The sequence below is a fragment of the Pontibacter akesuensis genome (assembly GCF_001611675.1).
In the GTDB taxonomy this organism is placed as follows: domain Bacteria; phylum Bacteroidota; class Bacteroidia; order Cytophagales; family Hymenobacteraceae; genus Pontibacter; species Pontibacter akesuensis.
This window is the reverse complement of sequence record NZ_CP014766.1, coordinates 270,449-287,967: the sequence shown is the minus strand read 5'-3', so window position 1 is coordinate 287,967 and position 17,519 is coordinate 270,449. Positions and strand designations below refer to the sequence as shown.

Here is a 17,519-nt window from a genome sequence, read left to right as displayed (position 1 = left end):
CTGATAATTAATAGCGTGACTGGGGTTAGCGCATGATGGTAACAGACCTTTTCATCGGAGCCTGGCCATCGCCCAATTCAATAATAGTATAGTAAGTGCCATCCGGAAGCTTCTTGCCGTTGTGCATACCGTCCCACTCTTTGGTATAGCCCCTGGAGGAGAATACCGGGCTGCCCCAGCGGTTGTACACCGTCACGCGGCAGCGCGGGTAGAGCAGGGCCAGGTTCTTGATCACCCACTTGTCGTTTAGCCCGTCGCCGTTCGGCGTGAAGCCGTTGGGTATCTCCAGCTCTGTGATGGAGTCGATGGAGAAGGTTAGCACCGTGGTACAGCCGTTCGCATCCTGCACCAGCAGGGTGTGCTCGCCGCTTCCCAGGTTGAAAAGCTCGGTGCTGGTGGTAAAGCTGCCATTGTCCAGCTTATACTTGTATGGTGCTGTGCCGCCCGTTACGCTGGAAATAGTGGCTGATCCGGAGCTCTCCTGCCCAATAGAAACCGCGACTGGTGTTACCACGGCCACAATCTCTGTAGGTCCCTTCACGTCCACCTTGCCCAGGCTGATGGAGCATGTAGGCGTGAAGCGCGTGATCACCTGGTAGGTGCCCTGTGGCAGGTTCGGGAACACAGCGTTTTTATGGAAGGTTTTTCCGTTGTCGATGCTGTACTCCGTTTCGTCTGTCGTACCGGTGGCTGTGATGGCTATCTCACCGTCAGCAGCACCGAAACAGCTTTCGTCCTTCACCCGCGCAAGCTGGCTGCTAACCTGTGCTACCTCCACCGGAACTGTGATGCTGCAGTTGCCGGCATCTTTCACCGTGAGGGTGTACTGGCCCGCCACCACATTGCTGAAGGTAGCCGAGGCAGAGAAGGTAACGCCGTCCAGCGAGTACGTATAAGCGCCTGTGCCGCCCGTCACGCCCGATACAACTACCTGGCCACCGTTCTGGCCGCAGCCTACCGGTGTAACCTGTACTTGTGGGCTGCCCAGCGAGCCAACGCTGGTTACAGTGGCTTCCTGGGTGAACACACATCCTGCTGCATCTTTCACCGAAACCTGGTAAGCACCCGGTGCAAGCTCCGTGAAGGAGGCTGATGCCTGGTAGGTGTAGCCGTTGATAGCGTAGGAGTATGGTGCCGTTCCGCCCGTTACCGTTCCCACCGTTATGGAGCCGGTGCTGGCGCCGCAGTTAGCCGGCGAGCTTGTAAGTGCGGCTGCCGTAGGTGCGTTCGTGCCGATGGTTACACTGGCAGAGGTGCTGCAGCCGTTGGCGTCTTTCACATACACTGTGTACGCCTGTGGCGCCAGTGCTCTGAAGGTAGCCACCGTCTGGAAGTTTTGCCCATCCAGCGAGTAGAGGTAAGGAGCTGTTCCGCCGTTCACTGCCTCCACCGTAATCGTGCCGGTGTTGGCGCTGCAGGCAGAAGTCGTGTTTGCCGTTCTGAAATCGGTGATGCCGGCGACGTTGCCGATCACCACTTCTTTCGTCACGATACAGCCGTTGGCATCTTTCACCATTGCGGTGTAGGTGCCGGCCGCCACTGCCTCGAAAGCAGGGCTGCTCTGGAAGTCTGTACCGTTAATGGCGTAGCTGAATGGCGCTGTGCCACCATCTACCGTTCCAAAGGTAATAGTGCCATTGGCCTCGCCACAGGTAGCGGTGGCAGAAGCCAGCTTAAAGCCGGCAGGCCCTGTGCTACTCTCAATAACCACGGTTACGGTATTCAGACAGCCGTTCGCATCTTTAGCAGAGACATTGTAAGTGCCTGCAGCCAGGTTGTTGAAAGTAGCTGCGGTCTGATAGTTTGCACCGTTGATACTGTAGGTATAAGGAGCGGCAGCGCCAGTAACATCCTTAATTGAAATGGTGCCATTGCTGTTACCGCAAGTTGAGGCCTTTGCCGTTGCTGTGAAGGTAGGACCGGAGGCGTTCTCCACCTGCACCTGCTCTTTGTACACACAGCCCTTTGCGTCCTTTACACTTACCTCGTAGGTGGCTGCTGCCAGTGCCGTGAAGGTTGCAGCCGTCTGGTAGGTGATGCCATCCAGGGAGTAAGTATAAGGCGTTGCGCCACCCTGCACAGAGGCAATGGTGATACTTCCGTTGCTTTCGCCGCAGGTAGAAACCTCAACAGAGGCAACCAAATCAGCTGGTCCGGCAACATCGTTTACCTGCACTTGTGCGGCAAACGTACAGCCGTTGGCGTCTTTCACCGTGATGGTGTGAGAGCCGGCGAGCAGTGCCGTGAAAGTGGCAGCCTGCTGGAAGGTGGTGCCGTTCGCACTATAAGTATAAGGCGCTGTTCCGCCCGTCACGCCTGTTACCGTTATGCCGCCGTTGTTAGCGCCGCAGGTAGAGGATACAGTAGTGCTGGTGAAAGCTGTTGGGGTGTTCTTCGTCACAACCGCAGTGGTGGTAACTGTACAGCCGTTGGCATCCTTCACCGTGAGCGTGTAAGTGCCTGAGGCTACCGCCGTGAACACTTTGCCCACCTGGAAGCTGCTTCCGTTGATGGAGTAAGTGTAAGGAGCCGTTCCGCCGCTTACCTCACCAGCCGTAATCGTGCCGTTGTTGTCGGCACAGGTGGCAGGCAGTGTGGTAGCCGCTATTGCCGTTGGTCCGGCAATGTTAGTGATGGTAAAGGTTTTGGCAAACGTACAGCCGTTAACGTCTTTCACCGTAATGGTGTGGTCTCCTGCCGCAAGCGCTGAGAAAATAGCGCTGGTCTGGAAGCTTTTGCCGTCGGTGCTATACTTGTAAGGGGCTGTGCCGCCGGTTACTTCTCCCACGGTCAGTTCTCCGTTAGAGGCACCGCAGCGTGAGGCAACAGGGGTGGCGGTGAAGTTGGTAGGGCCGTTGATGTTCTCAACTGCCGCCTTCACAGCGAATGTACAGCCGTTGGCATCCTTCACCGTTACCGTATACTCACCCGCTGCCAGCGATCCAAACAAGGTCTGCGCCTGGAACGTGGTACCGTTGATGCTGTACGTGTAAGGGGCCGTTCCGTCTGTAACGGCTCCTATGCTGATGCTTCCGGTGCTGTTGCCGCAGGTAGAGGAGGCTATTTGCAGCGCCAGGTTGCTTGGACCCGCTATGTTGCCTACTTCAACCGCTTTTACCGTGCTGCAGCCGTTGGCGTCTTTCGTCGTGATGTTATAGGATCCTGCTGCCAGGTTCACGAAGGTAGCGGAGGCCTGGAAGGTTGTGCCGTCGATGCTGTAGGAGTAGGGCGCTGTTCCGCCCGTTACCTCGCTTACCCGTACCTGGCCGTTGCTGTTGCCGCAGGTAGAAGCCTGTGCTGTCGCCACGAAAGCCGGTCCGGCAACGTCGTTCAGTTGCACTTCGCCGGTGAATACGCAACCGTTTACATCCTTCACGCTTACCACATACGTTCCGGCAGCCAGTGCCGTGAACGTGGCAGAAGCCTGGTAGGAGCCGCCACCGATGCTGTAGGTATAAGGAGCCGTTCCGCCCTGCACACCGCTTACCGTAAACTGCCCATTGCGATCGCCGCAGGTAGAGGAAACGGTGGTGTGGGTGAAGCTGGTGGTTACGTTTTTCTCAACTACAATCTCCCTGCTGAAGGTACAGCCATTGGCGTCCTTTACGGTGATGGTGTAGTTGCCGGATGCAAGCGCGCTGAAGGCTGTCTCTGTTTTAAAGGTCGTGCCATCGATGCTATACTTGTAAGGAGCCGTGCCGCCGGTGATGCCGCCGATGCTGATGCTGCCATCGTTGTCGGCGCAGGTGGCTGCCCTGGTAGTTGCTGCTATCGCTGTTGGTCCGGCAATATCCGTTAGGGTGAAGGTTCTCGCGAAGGTACAGCCGTTAGCGTCCTTCACCGTGATGGCATATTGCCCGGCTAAAAGGGCGCTGAAGGCAGCACCTTGCTGGAAGGTCTTGCCATCCTTGCTATAGGTATAAGGAGCTGTTCCGCCCGTCACGCCTGTCACCGTTAACGAACCGTTGCTGGCGCCGCAAGTGGAGCTGGTCAGGCTGGCTGCAAGGTTTGTCGGTCCGGCAATGTTGTCAACGCGGATATTTTTGGTGATGATACAGCCGTTGGCATCCTTCACCGTCACCGTATACTCACCCGCCAGCACTGCCTCGAAGGCAGGAGAGGTTTGGAAGTTGGTGCCGTTGATAGAATAAGTAAAAGGAGCCGTTCCGCCTTTCACGGCACTAGCCGTAATGCTGCCGTTGCTGTTGCCGCAGGTAGAAGCGGCCGAGGCCAATGTGAAATCAGTCGGTCCGGCAATGTTCTCCAGCACTACTTCTACGGTGCGCAGACAGCCGTTCTTGTCCCTGGCAGTGATGGTGTAAGCACCTGCTGCAAGTCCGCTGAAGGTTGTGCTTGATTGGAAATTCACGCCGTCGCGGCTGAACTGGAATGGAGCCGTGCCGCCTACAAAGTCGCCGATGGTGATGCTTCCGTTCGGGTTACCGCAGGTAGAGGTCTTTGGCGCTGCCGTGAAGGTTGGCGCAGCAAGGTCGGTTACTACAACTTCCTCAGTATAGATACAGCCGTTCGCATCCTTTACGCTTATCTGGTAATCACCCGCCAGCAGCGTAGCAAAAGAGGCCGCTGTCTGATAGTTAGTGCCGTCAAGGCTGTAGGTGTATGGCGCTTTGCCGCCGCTCACAGAAGTAATGCTGATGCCGCCGTTGCTGTTGCCGCAGGTAGTGGAGGTAGCAGCTGCCACCAGGTCGGAAGGGCCTCCCTGGTTGTTTACCTGCACCTGGTCCGCGAACGTACAGCCGTTCGCATCCTTTACTGTAACAGTATAGGAGCCGGCGTTTAATGTTCTGAAGGTTGCAGATTCCTGGAAAGCAATACCGTCCAGGCTATACTTGTAGGGAGCCGTGCCGCCGGTAACATCCGTAATCGTGAGTGCGCCGTCGTTGCTGCCGCAGGCAGACGAGACGGTGGTGCTGGTGAAGCTGGTCGGTACGTTCTTTCCTACTGCCACAGATCTTGTCACCGTACAGCCGTTGGCGTCTTTTGCTGTCAACGTATAGTTACCTGACGCAAGCGCTCCAAACAGCGTAGCCGATTTAAAGTTGGTTCCGTCGATGGAGTAGGTATAAGGAGCCGTTCCGCCTGTTACAGCGCCAGCCGTGATGCTGCCGTCATTATCAGCACAGGTAGCAGGCAGTGATGTTGCCGCTACCGCCGTTGGGCCTGCAATGTTAGAAAGGGTAATCTCCTTCACAAACGTACAGCCGTTCGCATCGCGTACTGTCACCGCATACTTGTCCACAGCCAGGTTTGCGAACGTAGTAGCTGACTGGAATGGCGAGCCGTTCAGGCTGAACATATAAGGAGCTGTTCCGCCCTCTACTCCGCTTACCTCCACTTTGCCGTTGCTCGCGCCGCAGGTTGTAGACGTGCCAGCCAGGGTAAGCCCGGCCGGGCCAGGTACGTTCTCAAGCGTAATCTCCTGTACCAGGGTACAGCCGTTGGCATCTTTCACCGTGATGGTGTGCTTGCCAGCAGCAAGGGCAGAGAAGTTTGTTCCGCTCTGGAAGGTTGTAGATCCATTTAAGGCATATATATAAGGAGCCGTGCCACCAGTTACGGTGCCTACCGCTATACTTCCGTTGCTGTTGCCGCAGGTAGTTGTCGTTGCCGTCAGTTGGAAGGCAGATGGTCCGGCAATGTCCTCCAATTTCACTACAGTAGAGCTGATACAGCCGTTGGCGTCTTTGGTGGTGATGGTGTAATCGCCTGCCACTAACCCGCTGAAAGTGGTTCCGGTCTGGAAATTATTGCCGTCTTTGCTGTAGGTGTAAGGAGCCGTGCCACCTGAAACATTGCTGATGCGGATGCTTCCGTTGCTGTTGCCGCAAGTGGTTTTCTGCGCAGTGGCTGTGAAGGCTGGTCCGGCAATGTTACTTACCTGCACACTGCCGGTATAGATACATCCTTTTGCATCACGCACGCTTACCTGGTACGTGCCTGCCGCCAGTGCCGTGAAGGTGTCAGAAGAGCGGAAGCTGTTGCCGTCCAGGCTGTACGCGTATGGGGCTGCGCCGCCCGTTACACCCGTGATGGTAAACTGCCCGTTGCTAGCACCACAGGTAGAGGAAACGGTGGAGTGCGTAAAGCTGGTTGGTACATTTTTGCCAACTGTCACAGCGTTCGTAATCGTACAGCCGTTTGCGTCTTTTACCGTTAGCGTGTAGTTTCCAGATGCAAGGCCAGCGAACACTTTCTCCGTCTTAAAGCTGGTGCCATTGATGGAGTACGTATAAGGAGCCGTTCCACCGGTTACCGTTCCAGCCGTGATGCTGCCATCGTTGTCGGAGCAGGAGGCTGGGAGGGATGAAGCAGTTGCCGCTGTCGGGCCGGCGATGTTGGTAATGGTGAAGCTTTTGGCGAAGGTACAGCCGTTGGCATCTTTTACCGTGATGGTGTGCTGGCCGGCTGTCAAGGCGCTGAACGTGTCATCGCTCTGGAAGTTTACACCGTTTTTACTGTAAGTATATGGTGCTGTTCCGCCTGTTACGCCTGTCAGGGTAACAGTACCGTTGCTGGCGCCGCAGGTAGTGGCTGTAACGCTGGCAGTAAGGTTGGTTGGGCCGGCTACGTTTTCAATGTTGATCTTTTTAGTGGTGATACAGCCGTTGGCATCTTTTGCCGTTACGGTGTATTCCCCGGCCAGCATGTTCTCAAATGCAGGAGCGCTTTGAAAGTTAGTGCCGTTGACAGAGTACGAATAAGGGGCCGTTCCGCCGGTTACACCCGTTACCTCCAGCTTGCCGTTGTTGCTGCCGCAGGTAGAGGAGGTGTTGCGCAATGCTAAGTCCGTCGGACCAGCCTTGTCCTCGAGCACCACCGACTTTGTAGCTACGCAACCGTTGGCATCTTTAACAGAAATTGCATAAGTACCCGCTGCCAATCCACCGAACGTGGTAGAGGACTGGAACGTGCTGCCGTCTTTGCTGTAGGTATAAGGGGCTGTTCCGCCCGCAACACCGCTGATCACAATGCTGCCGTTGCTGTTGCCGCAGGTAGTTGCCTGTGCCGTTGCCGTGAAGGCTGGTCCTGCGATGTCTACTACCGCTATTTCCTCGGAGAACACACAATCCTTGGCATCCTTTACAGTTACTGTGTAAGTGCCTGCTGCCAGTGCGGTGAAGGTATTGGTGCTTTGGAAGTTTCCGTTGTTGAGGGCGTACGTATACGGAGCCGTTCCACCGGTTACAGTGCTAACCGTAATGCCACCGTTGCTGTTGCCGCAGGTCGTCGACTTCGCTGTTGCCACCAGGTCAGATGGTCCGGTGATATTGCCTACCTGTACCGCTTTGGAGAAAGTACATCCTTTGGCATCCTTCACAGTGACAGTGTAGGTACCCGCCAGCAGGGCGTTGAAAGCTGCAGCACTCTGGAAACTGGTGCCGTTGATGGAATAGGTATACGGAGCGGTGCCGCCAGTTACAGCCGTTACCGAAAGCTGTCCGTTGCTGGCGCCGCAGGTAGAGGAGGTAGTGGAAGCGGTAAAGGCAGTAGGGGCCGTTTTGGTGACAGTAATCTGTCTTGTTACCGTACAGCCGTTATTGTCTCTCGCTGTAAGTGTGTAGGTGCCTGAGGCCACTGCCGTGAAAATAGCCGAAGCCTGAAAGCTCCTGCCGGTAATGGCGTAAGTGTAGGGAGCCGTGCCGCCCGTTACCGTTCCAGCCGTAATGCTGCCGTCATTATCGGCGCAGGAGGCTGTGGTGGAGGTAGCCGCTACCGCTGTAGGGCCCGCAATGTTGGTAATTGTATAAGCCTCGGCAAACGTACAGCCGTTGGCGTCCTTTACGGTGATGGTGTGGCTGCCGATGGCAAGGCCTTCGAAGGTGGCCGCATCCTGGAAAGAAATCCCATCCTTGCTATACTTGTACGGAGCCGTGCCGCCGGTTACTCCCGTCACTGTGAGCTCCCCGTTGCTGGCGCCGCAGGTGGCAGCCTTGTTGGAGGCAGCCAGGTCCGTAGGTCCTGCCACGTTGCCCACCGCCACGGTTCTGGAGGTGATACAGCCGTTGGCGTCCTTTACTTTGACAGTGTAGTCTCCCGCCGCAAGCCCGCTGAAGGAGGTGCCGGCCTGGAACGTAGTGGAGGCGTTGAGGGCGTAGGTATAAGGGGCAGTGCCGCCGGTTACCGTGCCCACTGCGATACTGCCGTTGCTGGCGCCGCAGGTGGAGGAAGTAGGGGCAAGCGCCACACCTGTCGGTCCGGCCACGTTGGTTACTTCCACGGCTCTGGTGTTAAGGCAGCCGTTGCCGTCCTTTATAGTGATGGTGTAGTTGCCTGCTGCCAGTGCCGAGAAGGTGGTGCCGGTCTGGTAGGTGGTGCCGCCATCCTTGCTATAGGAATAAGGCGCTGTTCCGCCCGTTACGTTGCTCACCGTAATGCTGCCGTTCGGACCGCCGCAGGTAGAGGATTTTGCCGTCGCGGTGAAAGCAGGACCAGCGATATTTGTCACAGTCAGCTGCTTGGCGTAGGTACAGCCGTTCGCATCCTTCACCGTGATGGTGTAGTTGCCAGCCAGCAGGTTAGTGAAGTTGCCTGAGCTCTGGAAGCTTTGGCCATCTATACTATAAGTATAGGATGCTGTTCCGCCGGTAACGGCTCCTGCCGTAATACTGCCGTTCGGGTTGCCGCAGCTGGAAGGGGTGGCCGAAACAGTAAAATTAGAGGGACCGGCAACATTGCCAATCGTAACGCTCTTGCTGCTAACGCAGCCCCTGGCGTCTTTCACGGTAACGGTGTAGGTGCCAGCCGCCAGCGATGCGAAAGAGGCGCCACTTTGGAATACTCCGCCTACACTATAAGTATAGGGTGCAAAGCCGCCTGTAACGTCGCTAACAGAAATGCCTCCATTGCTGCTGCCGCAGGTGGAGGTGGTAGTGGATACTGTGAAACCGCTAAGGAGGTTTTTGCCGATCGTAACCGAGGTAGTCACTTTGCAGCCTCTTGCGTCCTGTGCTGTTACGGTGTATGTGCCAGAGGCAAGGCCAGTGAAGGTGTTGGAGGTTGTGAAGTTTACCCCGTCTATGGAATAGGTATAGGGCGAAGTGCCACCCGTAACAGTGCCTGCTGTTATGGTGCCGTCGTTGTTGTTGCAGCTGGCCGCCTGTGTTGTAGCCGACACAGCCGTAGGTCCGGCAACGTTTGTCACGTTCACGCTTTTGGCGAAGGTACAGCCGTTCTTGTCTTTCACCGTGATGGTGTAATTTCCTGCAGCCAGGTCCGTGAAAGTAGAGGCGGTTTGAAAGTTAGTAGCGTCTTTGCTGTACGAATAAGGAGCCGTGCCGCCGGTTACACCCGTAATGCTTACCTCGCCGTTGCTGTTGCCGCAGGAAGAGGAAAGCGGGGTAGCCGTGAAGCCTGTGGGGCCTGATACCGCTGATATCGTGAAGCTTTTGGATATCGTGCAGCCTTTCTGGTCGCTGACGTGGACTGTGTAGGTTCCTGCGGTTTTGCCGCTGATCGTAGCAGTCGTCTGGCCTGTGTTCCATAGGTAGAACACGCTGCCCTGTGCACCGGTCACGTTGGCGGTGATGCTACCGAGTGTGCCGTTACAAATAACAGGTGTGCCGGTAACGTTCACTTCCATTTTGTAAAACGTGATCAGCACCTCATCCTTAATCGCTGTACAGGAGCCGTTGCCTGTGGTAGTTAAGGTTAAACGCACGGAACCGGCGTTAATATCTGCTGTGGAGGGCGTGTAGGTGGCTTTTAAATCGTTTCGGTCAGAGAAAGAGCCGGTGCCCCCGCTCCAGGTGCCGCCCGTGGCTGCCGTTACTGCGCCAGCCAAACTCACCGTGGCTGAGGAGCAGACAAGCTGGTCCGGACCGGCATTTACAGAAAGGTTATTTACAACCGTAATGGAGCTGGAGAATTTCTCACAATCAGGATAATTTGCGTTTCGTACTTCCAGGGTATAGGTACCCACCGTTTGCGCAGTGTAATTTAACTGGTTGCCTACAACTCTTCCGCTGGCATCTGTCCAGATATACTGCAGGTTGGTGCCGCCGCCGCTTACTGTGCCGGACAACTGCACACCGCTGCCGCCAGGGCAGATGATGGCTGGGCTGGGCCCGAGGGTAATGGTTGGGGGCGGGTAAAAGTATACCCGCACCACGTCGCAATAGGGCAGGGTGGAGCAGGGAGAGGCTACGGATCTGCCGCAAACCTGGTAATCCACATACTCTGGCACCGTGCCGGTTGGGGTGATAACCGGGTTGGCCTTTCCGTTCGGGAAAGACAGGTAACTAAGATACTTTCCACCGCCCGTCAAATCAGTCCAGGTAATGGATGCTTCTTCAAAGGCGATGGGTGCCCTCAACACCGCGCGGCATCCGGTTGTAACCGAGAAGTCAGGCTGTGGCTCGAAGGCGGCGATGGACTTTATCACGAACCGTCCCTTCGCATTTCCTGGCATACAGAGTGTAAGAATGTGCGGACCGGTGCCTTCCAAACAGATTGGCTGCCCAACAGGCATTTGTTTTCCACAGCTTATCTGGTAGCCCATCGAGCCAGAAGGCACAGGGCCATCTACAATCTCAAATTCCAGCCCGGCCGCGTTTTTATCCAGCGTAATGGTGAACTGCACGCAGTTGTCGTTGCTGTCGGCCGAGCAAAGGGAGCCCCTTCGGTTTACATCCCCAGACTCCCATATCCCGTTTGGCTTGCCCGTCAGGTCTACGTTGAAGTTAGGCGTTGTACTGTTGTTTTGCGCCAGGAGGAACGGCACGTTTGCCAGCTGAAGCAAACAACAGAGCAGAATTGAAAAAAGTAGGGGGGTTGAGCGAGTATAAGTTGTTGTCATACACGAAAAGTGATATTGAAACTTTATTTTTGTTATTGAGCTATTTATTGAATAAGAAAACTTCCATCGGTTGTGTTTCACGTTGAAATACAAATCATTCGGTAGTTTTCCAATTTAAAATCTAAATATAGGTAGTCTTTTGAATATTATTGTGTGGAGGGAAAAAAAATAATAAAAACAATAATATTGCTGTATAATTTTATCGAAAAGCCTGAATAAGTATAATTAAAGCAAGTTGAAAGGAGGCGGCTACTAAGGGCATTCAAAGTCTGTTTTGAGGGAAATTTTTAGAATAAAGCAAACCTGTGTTATGTTAGCTGTACAATAACTGCCTGTTTTATAATTGTGCTGAAATTTAACCAATCCAGACAGTTCTGTAATTTTGTGTCTTATTCTGTATTAGAATAGTATAAAAGGTTGGTTTATGTTATGTATAAAAGCACTACAGCATCAAAAAAGCCGGCCGTTTGATAAACAGCCGGCTTATACCTGGGTGTATACAGATAGGCCACTCAGCCAGCTGAACCTACCTGATTGGTGCGATTTCTTTAGGAATAGATTTGCCTGATGGTGGAAGCGTACTTCTCCAGGATCACCTTACGCTTTAGTTTCAGCGTAGGTGTGAGTTCACCGCTTTCGATGGTCCACTCGTGGGGAAGGAGTTCGAAGCGCTTTACCTGCTCTACATGATTGAAGTACTTGTTGAACTCTGCCACTGCCTCCTCCAGGAGTGCCTGTACCTGCTTGTGCTGGGTAGCGGCCAGGTTGCCCGGATAGGGGAGTGCTTTGGCGGCAAACCACTCCCTCACGGCCTGAAATGCCGGCACGATCAGCGCGCCCACATATTTCTCTGACTCCCCAACCACCATGATCTGCTCAATCCAGGGGCTCTCCACCATTTTGTTCTCGATCGGCTGCGGGGCCACATACTTGCCGCCGCTGGTCTTGAAGAGTTCTTTCTTGCGGTCGGTAATCTTCAGGAACTTTCCGTCAATCATTGAGCCGATGTCGCCGGTTTTAAGCCACTCCCCATCCATCACCTCGGCGGTGAGGTCCGGGCGCTTGTAGTAACCCAGCATCACGTTGGGGCCTTTGCAGAGAATTTCGCCGTCTTCCGCTATGCGCACTTCCACGCCCTGCAGCAGCGGCCCAACGGTTCCGAACATCCGGTTTGCTTCGCTGTACCTGTTGCCGCTGATGATAGGAGAAGCTTCCGTTAAGCCGTAGCCTTCCTGTATCACGATTTGGGCAGCCGAAAACACCTTCAGCAACTTAACCTGGCAGGCAGCCGCACCCGTGATAATGGACTTTACCTGCCCGCCCAGTGCCTCGCGCCATTTGCTGAAGATAAGCTTGTTGGCAAGCGCGAGCTGCAGCCGGTAGGAGGAGTTAGCCGTTGTATTGATCTCGTACTGCTCGGCCAGTCGGAGTGCCCAGAAAAACAGCTTCCGCTTGATGCCCCTGAGCTCAGAACCTTTGGCCAGGATACTCTCATACACTTTTTCGAGCAGGCGCGGGACGGTGGTGAAAACGGTGGGCTGCACTTCGCGCAGGTTCTCGCCGATCTTGTCCATCCCTTCGGCATAGTACACCGAAACGCCACAGTAAAAGTAGCAATAGGTGGCCATGCGCTCAAAGGCGTGGTTCAGGGGCAGAAAGCTGATCGCCCGTTTTCCCTCCACCCCGATTTCCTGAATCACCAGCGAACTGCTGAACATGTTGCTGATGATGTTGTGGTGTGACAGCATCACGCCTTTGGGAGTGCCTGTGGTGCCGGACGTATAAAGTATGGTGGCCAGATCTTCCGGTTGCACCCGCGCCCGCTGTGCGCTTACCTGTTGCTCTGTTTCCGGCGTTATCGGAGCCAGCAGTTCCTGCCAGTGGCTAGCTCCCGCTACCTGGTCAAACGTATAGATGTGCTGCAGGCCGGAAAGTTCTTCCCGTATGCCGCTGATTTTTTGGTATAGTACTGCATCGCCTACAAAAACCATTTTCACGGCGGCATCCTGAAGTATAAAAGCCAGCTCATTGTTGTTGATGGTCGGGTATACGGGCACCGACACCGCACCCGTCTGCTGTATGGCCAGGTCTACCAGCATCCACTCGGGGCGGTTCAGGCTTAAAATCGCTATTTTGTCTCTGCCCTCCGTTGTGCCGTCGCCAGCGGAGATGCCTGCTGTGAGCAATCCGGCGCTAAGCTTATTTACAGTATGGAACACCTCCTGCGTGCTATACTTTCGCCACTGTCCCTGTTCTTTGGCCGCAAGCATGTCTTCCCGTGGGAAGTTTTCCAGCTGGTAGCGGAGGCAATCAAATAAACGGGTAGGTTCTATGGAAGGGGTATTCATGTCACGCATAGTTGGGGCCATCTGTCATTCGTAATCTTTTTCCTCTTTTGGGTCTACGTTTTTGTTCCTGCAGGGTGCCGTCGCGGGCGCTTAGGTTGGGCCCGTTTGCTTGCCGATCCGGTTCTACTGTTTCGTCTGTACTTTTCCCTGTGTCCCGGAAACTGTTTATGCCTTGTTAGCAGCACATGGAGCAGCTATATCCTGCCCGGCAGACTTCTTTCATACTAACCCAGAATAGTTGGGATACCGCTAGTGTTTGTTTTCCCCGGGGAAACTGCACGAGCCGCAAAAGTAGGCAAATATACGACAGGATGCGGTGGGTGCTATACTTTCAGCAGCTCCAGCGCCTGGTTTTCGGGGAGCAGTCTGTTCAACTCAGCAATGACGTCATTCAGCCGTTCCCGATCCACTTTGTTTGTGATGCTGTGGTCTATATCGCTGACCATGGCATAAGCGTGCTTGCCTATCACGCGTGCTTTGTCGTTGGCAGGTTGTTGGTACAGCATGTTGTGGAGGCACCGCAATATCCTGATGCCGATTTGCAGGTCTGCTTTGCCGTACGTGCGGATGGGGCTCAGGTAGCGGTGCATCAGTTCATCGAGGTTAATGGTTTTGTCGATCACCCGTAATTGCCGGTCCTCATCGAGCAGGCAATTGCGCTCATCGAAGGCCATGCGCTGAATGAACAGGATGCACAGGTAATCTATGGACTTAAGGGCCGTTCCGGGATCGTTTATGCCAGGGCTAAGGGCTTTCACGGCTATCTCGGACAGTTGCTTTACGCCTTCCTCAAAGTCCTTCATCACCAGTTCATCCCGGCTGATCAAAAAGCATTTTTGAAGCGCTTCGCACAGCTCTTTGCTGGAAGCGGGGTCCTTTGTCAGTTGCATCATCGGTGTACCCTCTACCACGAAGGTTCCCACTTCCACGAGCACTTTCAACTGCAGTTGGTGCTGTTGCGCCAGGTGCTGCAGCTCTGTCAGGTCCACCTGCTTCAGGTATCCGTTGCTGTTGTTTCGGAGTGTGTAGGAATAATCATCTAAAGGTGCAGCGGCAGGGAGGTGTGCCTTGCCCATCACGTCCCGCTCCAGGTCCAGCGCCTCCATAGCCTGCCGAAACAGACTGTTCATGATATTGTCGACCTGGATAGCACGGGAGATGGAATGAATGAAGTATACGAAAAGCGCCAGGCACACAATGCCAAAGGCCAGACCCAGAAGTATGGCAATGGCTGGGGAGCGGGAGTCGTCGTCGCCCTCCGTTTTGTAACTTAACAGCAGGAGCAGGATGTAGATGATCGTGCCGATGTAAAAGCCCAACACCACCTGGTGCGACCGGGCCGTGGTAAGGCCGGGGATCACACGGGGCGACAGGTTGCTGGAAGCCTGGCTCAGCACGATCATCACCATCGAGAAGCTGAAAACGGTAAGGGAGATAATGCCTGCAGCCAGCGTGTTCAGAATCAGGCGCGCGCTATCTTCGTCCCGCACCATCTCGAAAGGCAACCGCTCTTCCAGCGTGGTGCTTAGCGGCAGGGTCTCGAAGTACAGCATGACCAGTGCCAGCAGAAAAAAGCCAGTGGCAATAACGGACGGCACAAAAGCGATGCTGCTGGTAAGGGTAGCCTGCTCCTTATAAGTAGACGAAGTTAATTTAGCCATGCCTTATACTTGAATGCTGCTTTCGCTCCGGGTGCTGTAGGTGGAGTTACAGGCTTTCATCGTCCCAAATGGCAATGGCAAGCGTTTCGCCGTTTATGCTGTAGCCGCGGCGCATGATGTTGGTGTTAAAGCCAAAACCCACTTCTCCCTTGGGGTTCAGGGCTACAAGTCCCATGTCTCCCTTGAGTAGCTTTTTATACATTTTCACCGTTTTTTCAGACGCATGCTGCAGCTCCTCGCCGGCATACTTTGTCAAGGCGTATACTTCGTGGGCCAGCACACCGCGCATGATCAGTTCCCCTTCGCCGGTGCAGCTAACGGCGCATACTTCGTTATTGGCGTAGGTGCCACCGCCAACGATTGGCGAATCGGAAATCCTTCCCTTGAGTTGATTTTTAAGACCACCGGTGGATGTGGCCGCCGCCAGGTTACCGTCCTGGTCCAGGGCAACAGCGCCTACGGTGTCGTGCCCGGTGGTGTAGTTTTCCAGAATGTGCTGCTGCCACTCCTTCAGGTTCTCCTCGGTGGTAAAGTAAGAGGGCTTCTCCAGTTCAAGTTTCCGTATGATCGCGAACTCCTTGGCTCCTTCTCCTGTCAGGAAGTTGTGCTTGCAGTGTTCCATCACGGCTTTAGCCAGCTTCACCGGGTTTTTTATGTGCTGCACCGCTGCAACGGCACCTATTTCTAAGGCTTTGCCTTCCATGATGGCTGCATCGAACATATGTTCTCCGTGCACATTCAGGTTGCCGCCCCTGCCGGCATTGAATGCAGTATTGTTTTCCATGGCCACAACAGCTGCGGTGACGGCATCCACAGCACTGCCCCCTTTGCGCAGCACCTCGTTTCCGGCTTGCAAAGCCTCTTTTAATCCTTCGCGGTATTGTTTTTCCTTCTCCTTGGTTACGCTGGCGCGGTCCATTGTCACAGCACCCCCATGTATGGCGATAACGAAATTCTTCATCTCTCTGGTTGTTAATGTAAAATTGAGGGGTGCTGTGCCTTGTACGGCCCGGCAGAATTAATGTAAAGCCCTGTGCAAAATTATTTGCCGCTGTGGGCACTGTTTGCATCGCGGCTTTTTTGCGGCGGAAAACGTTCTACAAAGAGCAGAACTTTAATCCAGCGGAATGGAGGCTGGTTTCAGGACAACAAGTATAGGCGGGGCAGTCTGTTTTAGCGGCATCATTCTCTAACGTATAAGCTTGCTAAAACGGAGTATCGTCCTTTATCCGCTTTTGATCGTTGCGCCATGATGGATTTTAATTACTGGCAAGAGGAGTGCTTTCATCTTTTTTAGCTTATTTAGGGTATTCCTCCAGGTAGGTTGCGGGCAGCGGACGCATTTCGTTCCGGTGTTGCTGTAGCTGTATAAAACTTATTTTGAACAGATAAGGAATTATACCTCGTATAGATAGGTTGATGGTGTTTAGATGCAGGCCCGGCGGGATCCGGTAAAACGTACGCTGGCAGGTGTAGAAACCTGGGGCCTTAAAAATTGAAAGTATGGAGGAACATAAATTGATAAAGGTAATCATTACCGAAGATCACATTATTTTAAGGCAGGGCCTCAGGTTGCTGTTAGAGCAGAGCGAGGAGATTGAGGTGATAGGGGAGGCGAGCAACGGCATAGAACTGCTCGACATGCTGATTCATACGCCTGCCGATGTGGTGTTGATGGATATAAACATGCCGATGATGGATGGCTTTGAGGCGACTCAGCAGATAAGCCTCCATTTTCCGGAGACAAAGGTGATTGCGTTGTCGATGCTGAACAATGTGCCGTTTGTGCAGAAAATGCTGGACAGTGGCGCTTCCGGCTACCTGCTGAAGACGACCGGAAAAGATGAGCTGCACGCAGCCATAAAACTGGTGGCAGGCGGCAACACGTACATCAGCGCCGACCTTTCCGTGGAAATGCTGAACAAGGCATTAAACCCGAAGGAGAAAGCAGGGGAGCGGCAAGCTGACCAGATCGGCTTGTCGAAGCGTGAAGTGGAGGTGCTGGCGCTGATTGCCGAGGGCTATACCAACGCGAACATCGCCGATAAGCTTTTTACAAGCAAACGCACCATCGAAACGCACCGCCAGAATATCCTGGAGAAAACGCAGGCAAAAAACACAGCCAACCTCATCAAGTATGCCTTCGAAAAGAAGATAATTCCTTTGGATCACGCTGAGTAGGAACTTAACCCTAAAAAAGCATCGCCCGGCAGCTCTATTTTATGCGCTGCCGGGCGATGCTTTTTTAGGGAAGGGGTGCAGTGGGTCAGGAGCCTGCGTTTTTTGTCATGCGCTCCAGGCACACCCGCGCATTGATCAGGCTTTTTAGCGTAGTATAGTCAAAGGAGCCGTAGGAAAAAGAATTCACTTCGTAGAAATAGGTGCGGATGGAGTTTTGCAACTCTTGGGTTAACAGAATCTCACATTCAGGCGCTGATCCGGAAGGTTTAACCTTAATGCCTGTGTCGCTGATATGAACCTGGAATGTTTTGATTTTACCGCTCAAAACCATCTCTTCATAGCGCTCCAACGTGTCATTCGCAGTCGTGTTCATAGCGGTTTACGTAAAACGTGTTAATGTACTTGCATCCCGCTCACAAGGGCTTAGCCATAGGATGCGCAAGTATAAAAGTAGGCATATTTTAAGTCCTGTAAATAGGTGTAAACACTGAATTAATTCGTAAGTATAAAAGC

General features: G+C 54.0%; 6 protein-coding genes. 1 reads left to right on the top strand and 5 read right to left on the bottom strand.

Features of this window, described 5'->3' with window-relative positions; all coding sequences use genetic code 11:
* Positions 1–25 precede the first annotated feature (25 nt).
* From A0W33_RS20810 to A0W33_RS01125, 4 genes are all read right to left on the bottom strand, one after another.
* Entirely contained in the window at positions 26–10,759 is a 10,734-nt protein-coding gene (locus A0W33_RS20810) for a gliding motility-associated C-terminal domain-containing protein (RefSeq protein ID WP_068836460.1), read from the bottom strand.
* A 605-nt stretch (positions 10,760–11,364) separates the two neighbouring features.
* Positions 11,365–13,173: an AMP-dependent synthetase/ligase gene (locus tag A0W33_RS01135; protein WP_229802008.1), complete on the bottom strand. Its 1,809-nt coding sequence runs from the start codon at positions 13,171–13,173 to the stop codon at positions 11,365–11,367.
* A gap of 314 nt (positions 13,174–13,487) precedes the next feature.
* Positions 13,488–14,825, bottom strand: coding sequence for a DUF2254 domain-containing protein (locus A0W33_RS01130; RefSeq protein WP_068836458.1), 1,338 nt, complete (start codon positions 14,823–14,825; stop codon positions 13,488–13,490).
* A gap of 46 nt (positions 14,826–14,871) precedes the next feature.
* A complete protein-coding gene (locus A0W33_RS01125) occupies positions 14,872–15,786 on the bottom strand; it encodes an isoaspartyl peptidase/L-asparaginase family protein (protein WP_068836457.1) in 915 nt (304 codons plus the stop codon).
* Between the two features lie 542 nt (positions 15,787–16,328).
* Here A0W33_RS01125 and A0W33_RS01120 point away from each other — a divergent pair.
* Positions 16,329–17,006, top strand: coding sequence for a response regulator (locus tag A0W33_RS01120; RefSeq protein ID WP_068836456.1), 678 nt, complete (start codon positions 16,329–16,331; stop codon positions 17,004–17,006).
* Between the two features lie 85 nt (positions 17,007–17,091).
* On the opposite strand, the gene A0W33_RS01115 is transcribed toward A0W33_RS01120, so the two are convergent.
* Entirely contained in the window at positions 17,092–17,379 is a 288-nt protein-coding gene (locus A0W33_RS01115; protein ID WP_068836455.1) for a hypothetical protein, read from the bottom strand.
* Positions 17,380–17,519: the final 140 nt, after the last annotated feature.

Excerpts from the sequence above, each read along its gene's own strand:
- A0W33_RS01120 (WP_068836456.1), top strand. The coding sequence starts at position 16,329 with ATGGAGGAACATAAATTGATAAAGGTAATCATTACCGAAGATCACATT.
- A0W33_RS01130 (WP_068836458.1), bottom strand. The coding sequence starts at position 14,825 with ATGGCTAAATTAACTTCGTCTACTTATAAGGAGCAGGCTACCCTTACC.
- A0W33_RS01135 (WP_229802008.1), bottom strand. The coding sequence starts at position 13,173 with ATGCGTGACATGAATACCCCTTCCATAGAACCTACCCGTTTATTTGAT.
- A0W33_RS01125 (WP_068836457.1), bottom strand. The coding sequence starts at position 15,786 with ATGAAGAATTTCGTTATCGCCATACATGGGGGTGCTGTGACAATGGAC.
- A0W33_RS01115 (WP_068836455.1), bottom strand. The coding sequence starts at position 17,379 with ATGAACACGACTGCGAATGACACGTTGGAGCGCTATGAAGAGATGGTT.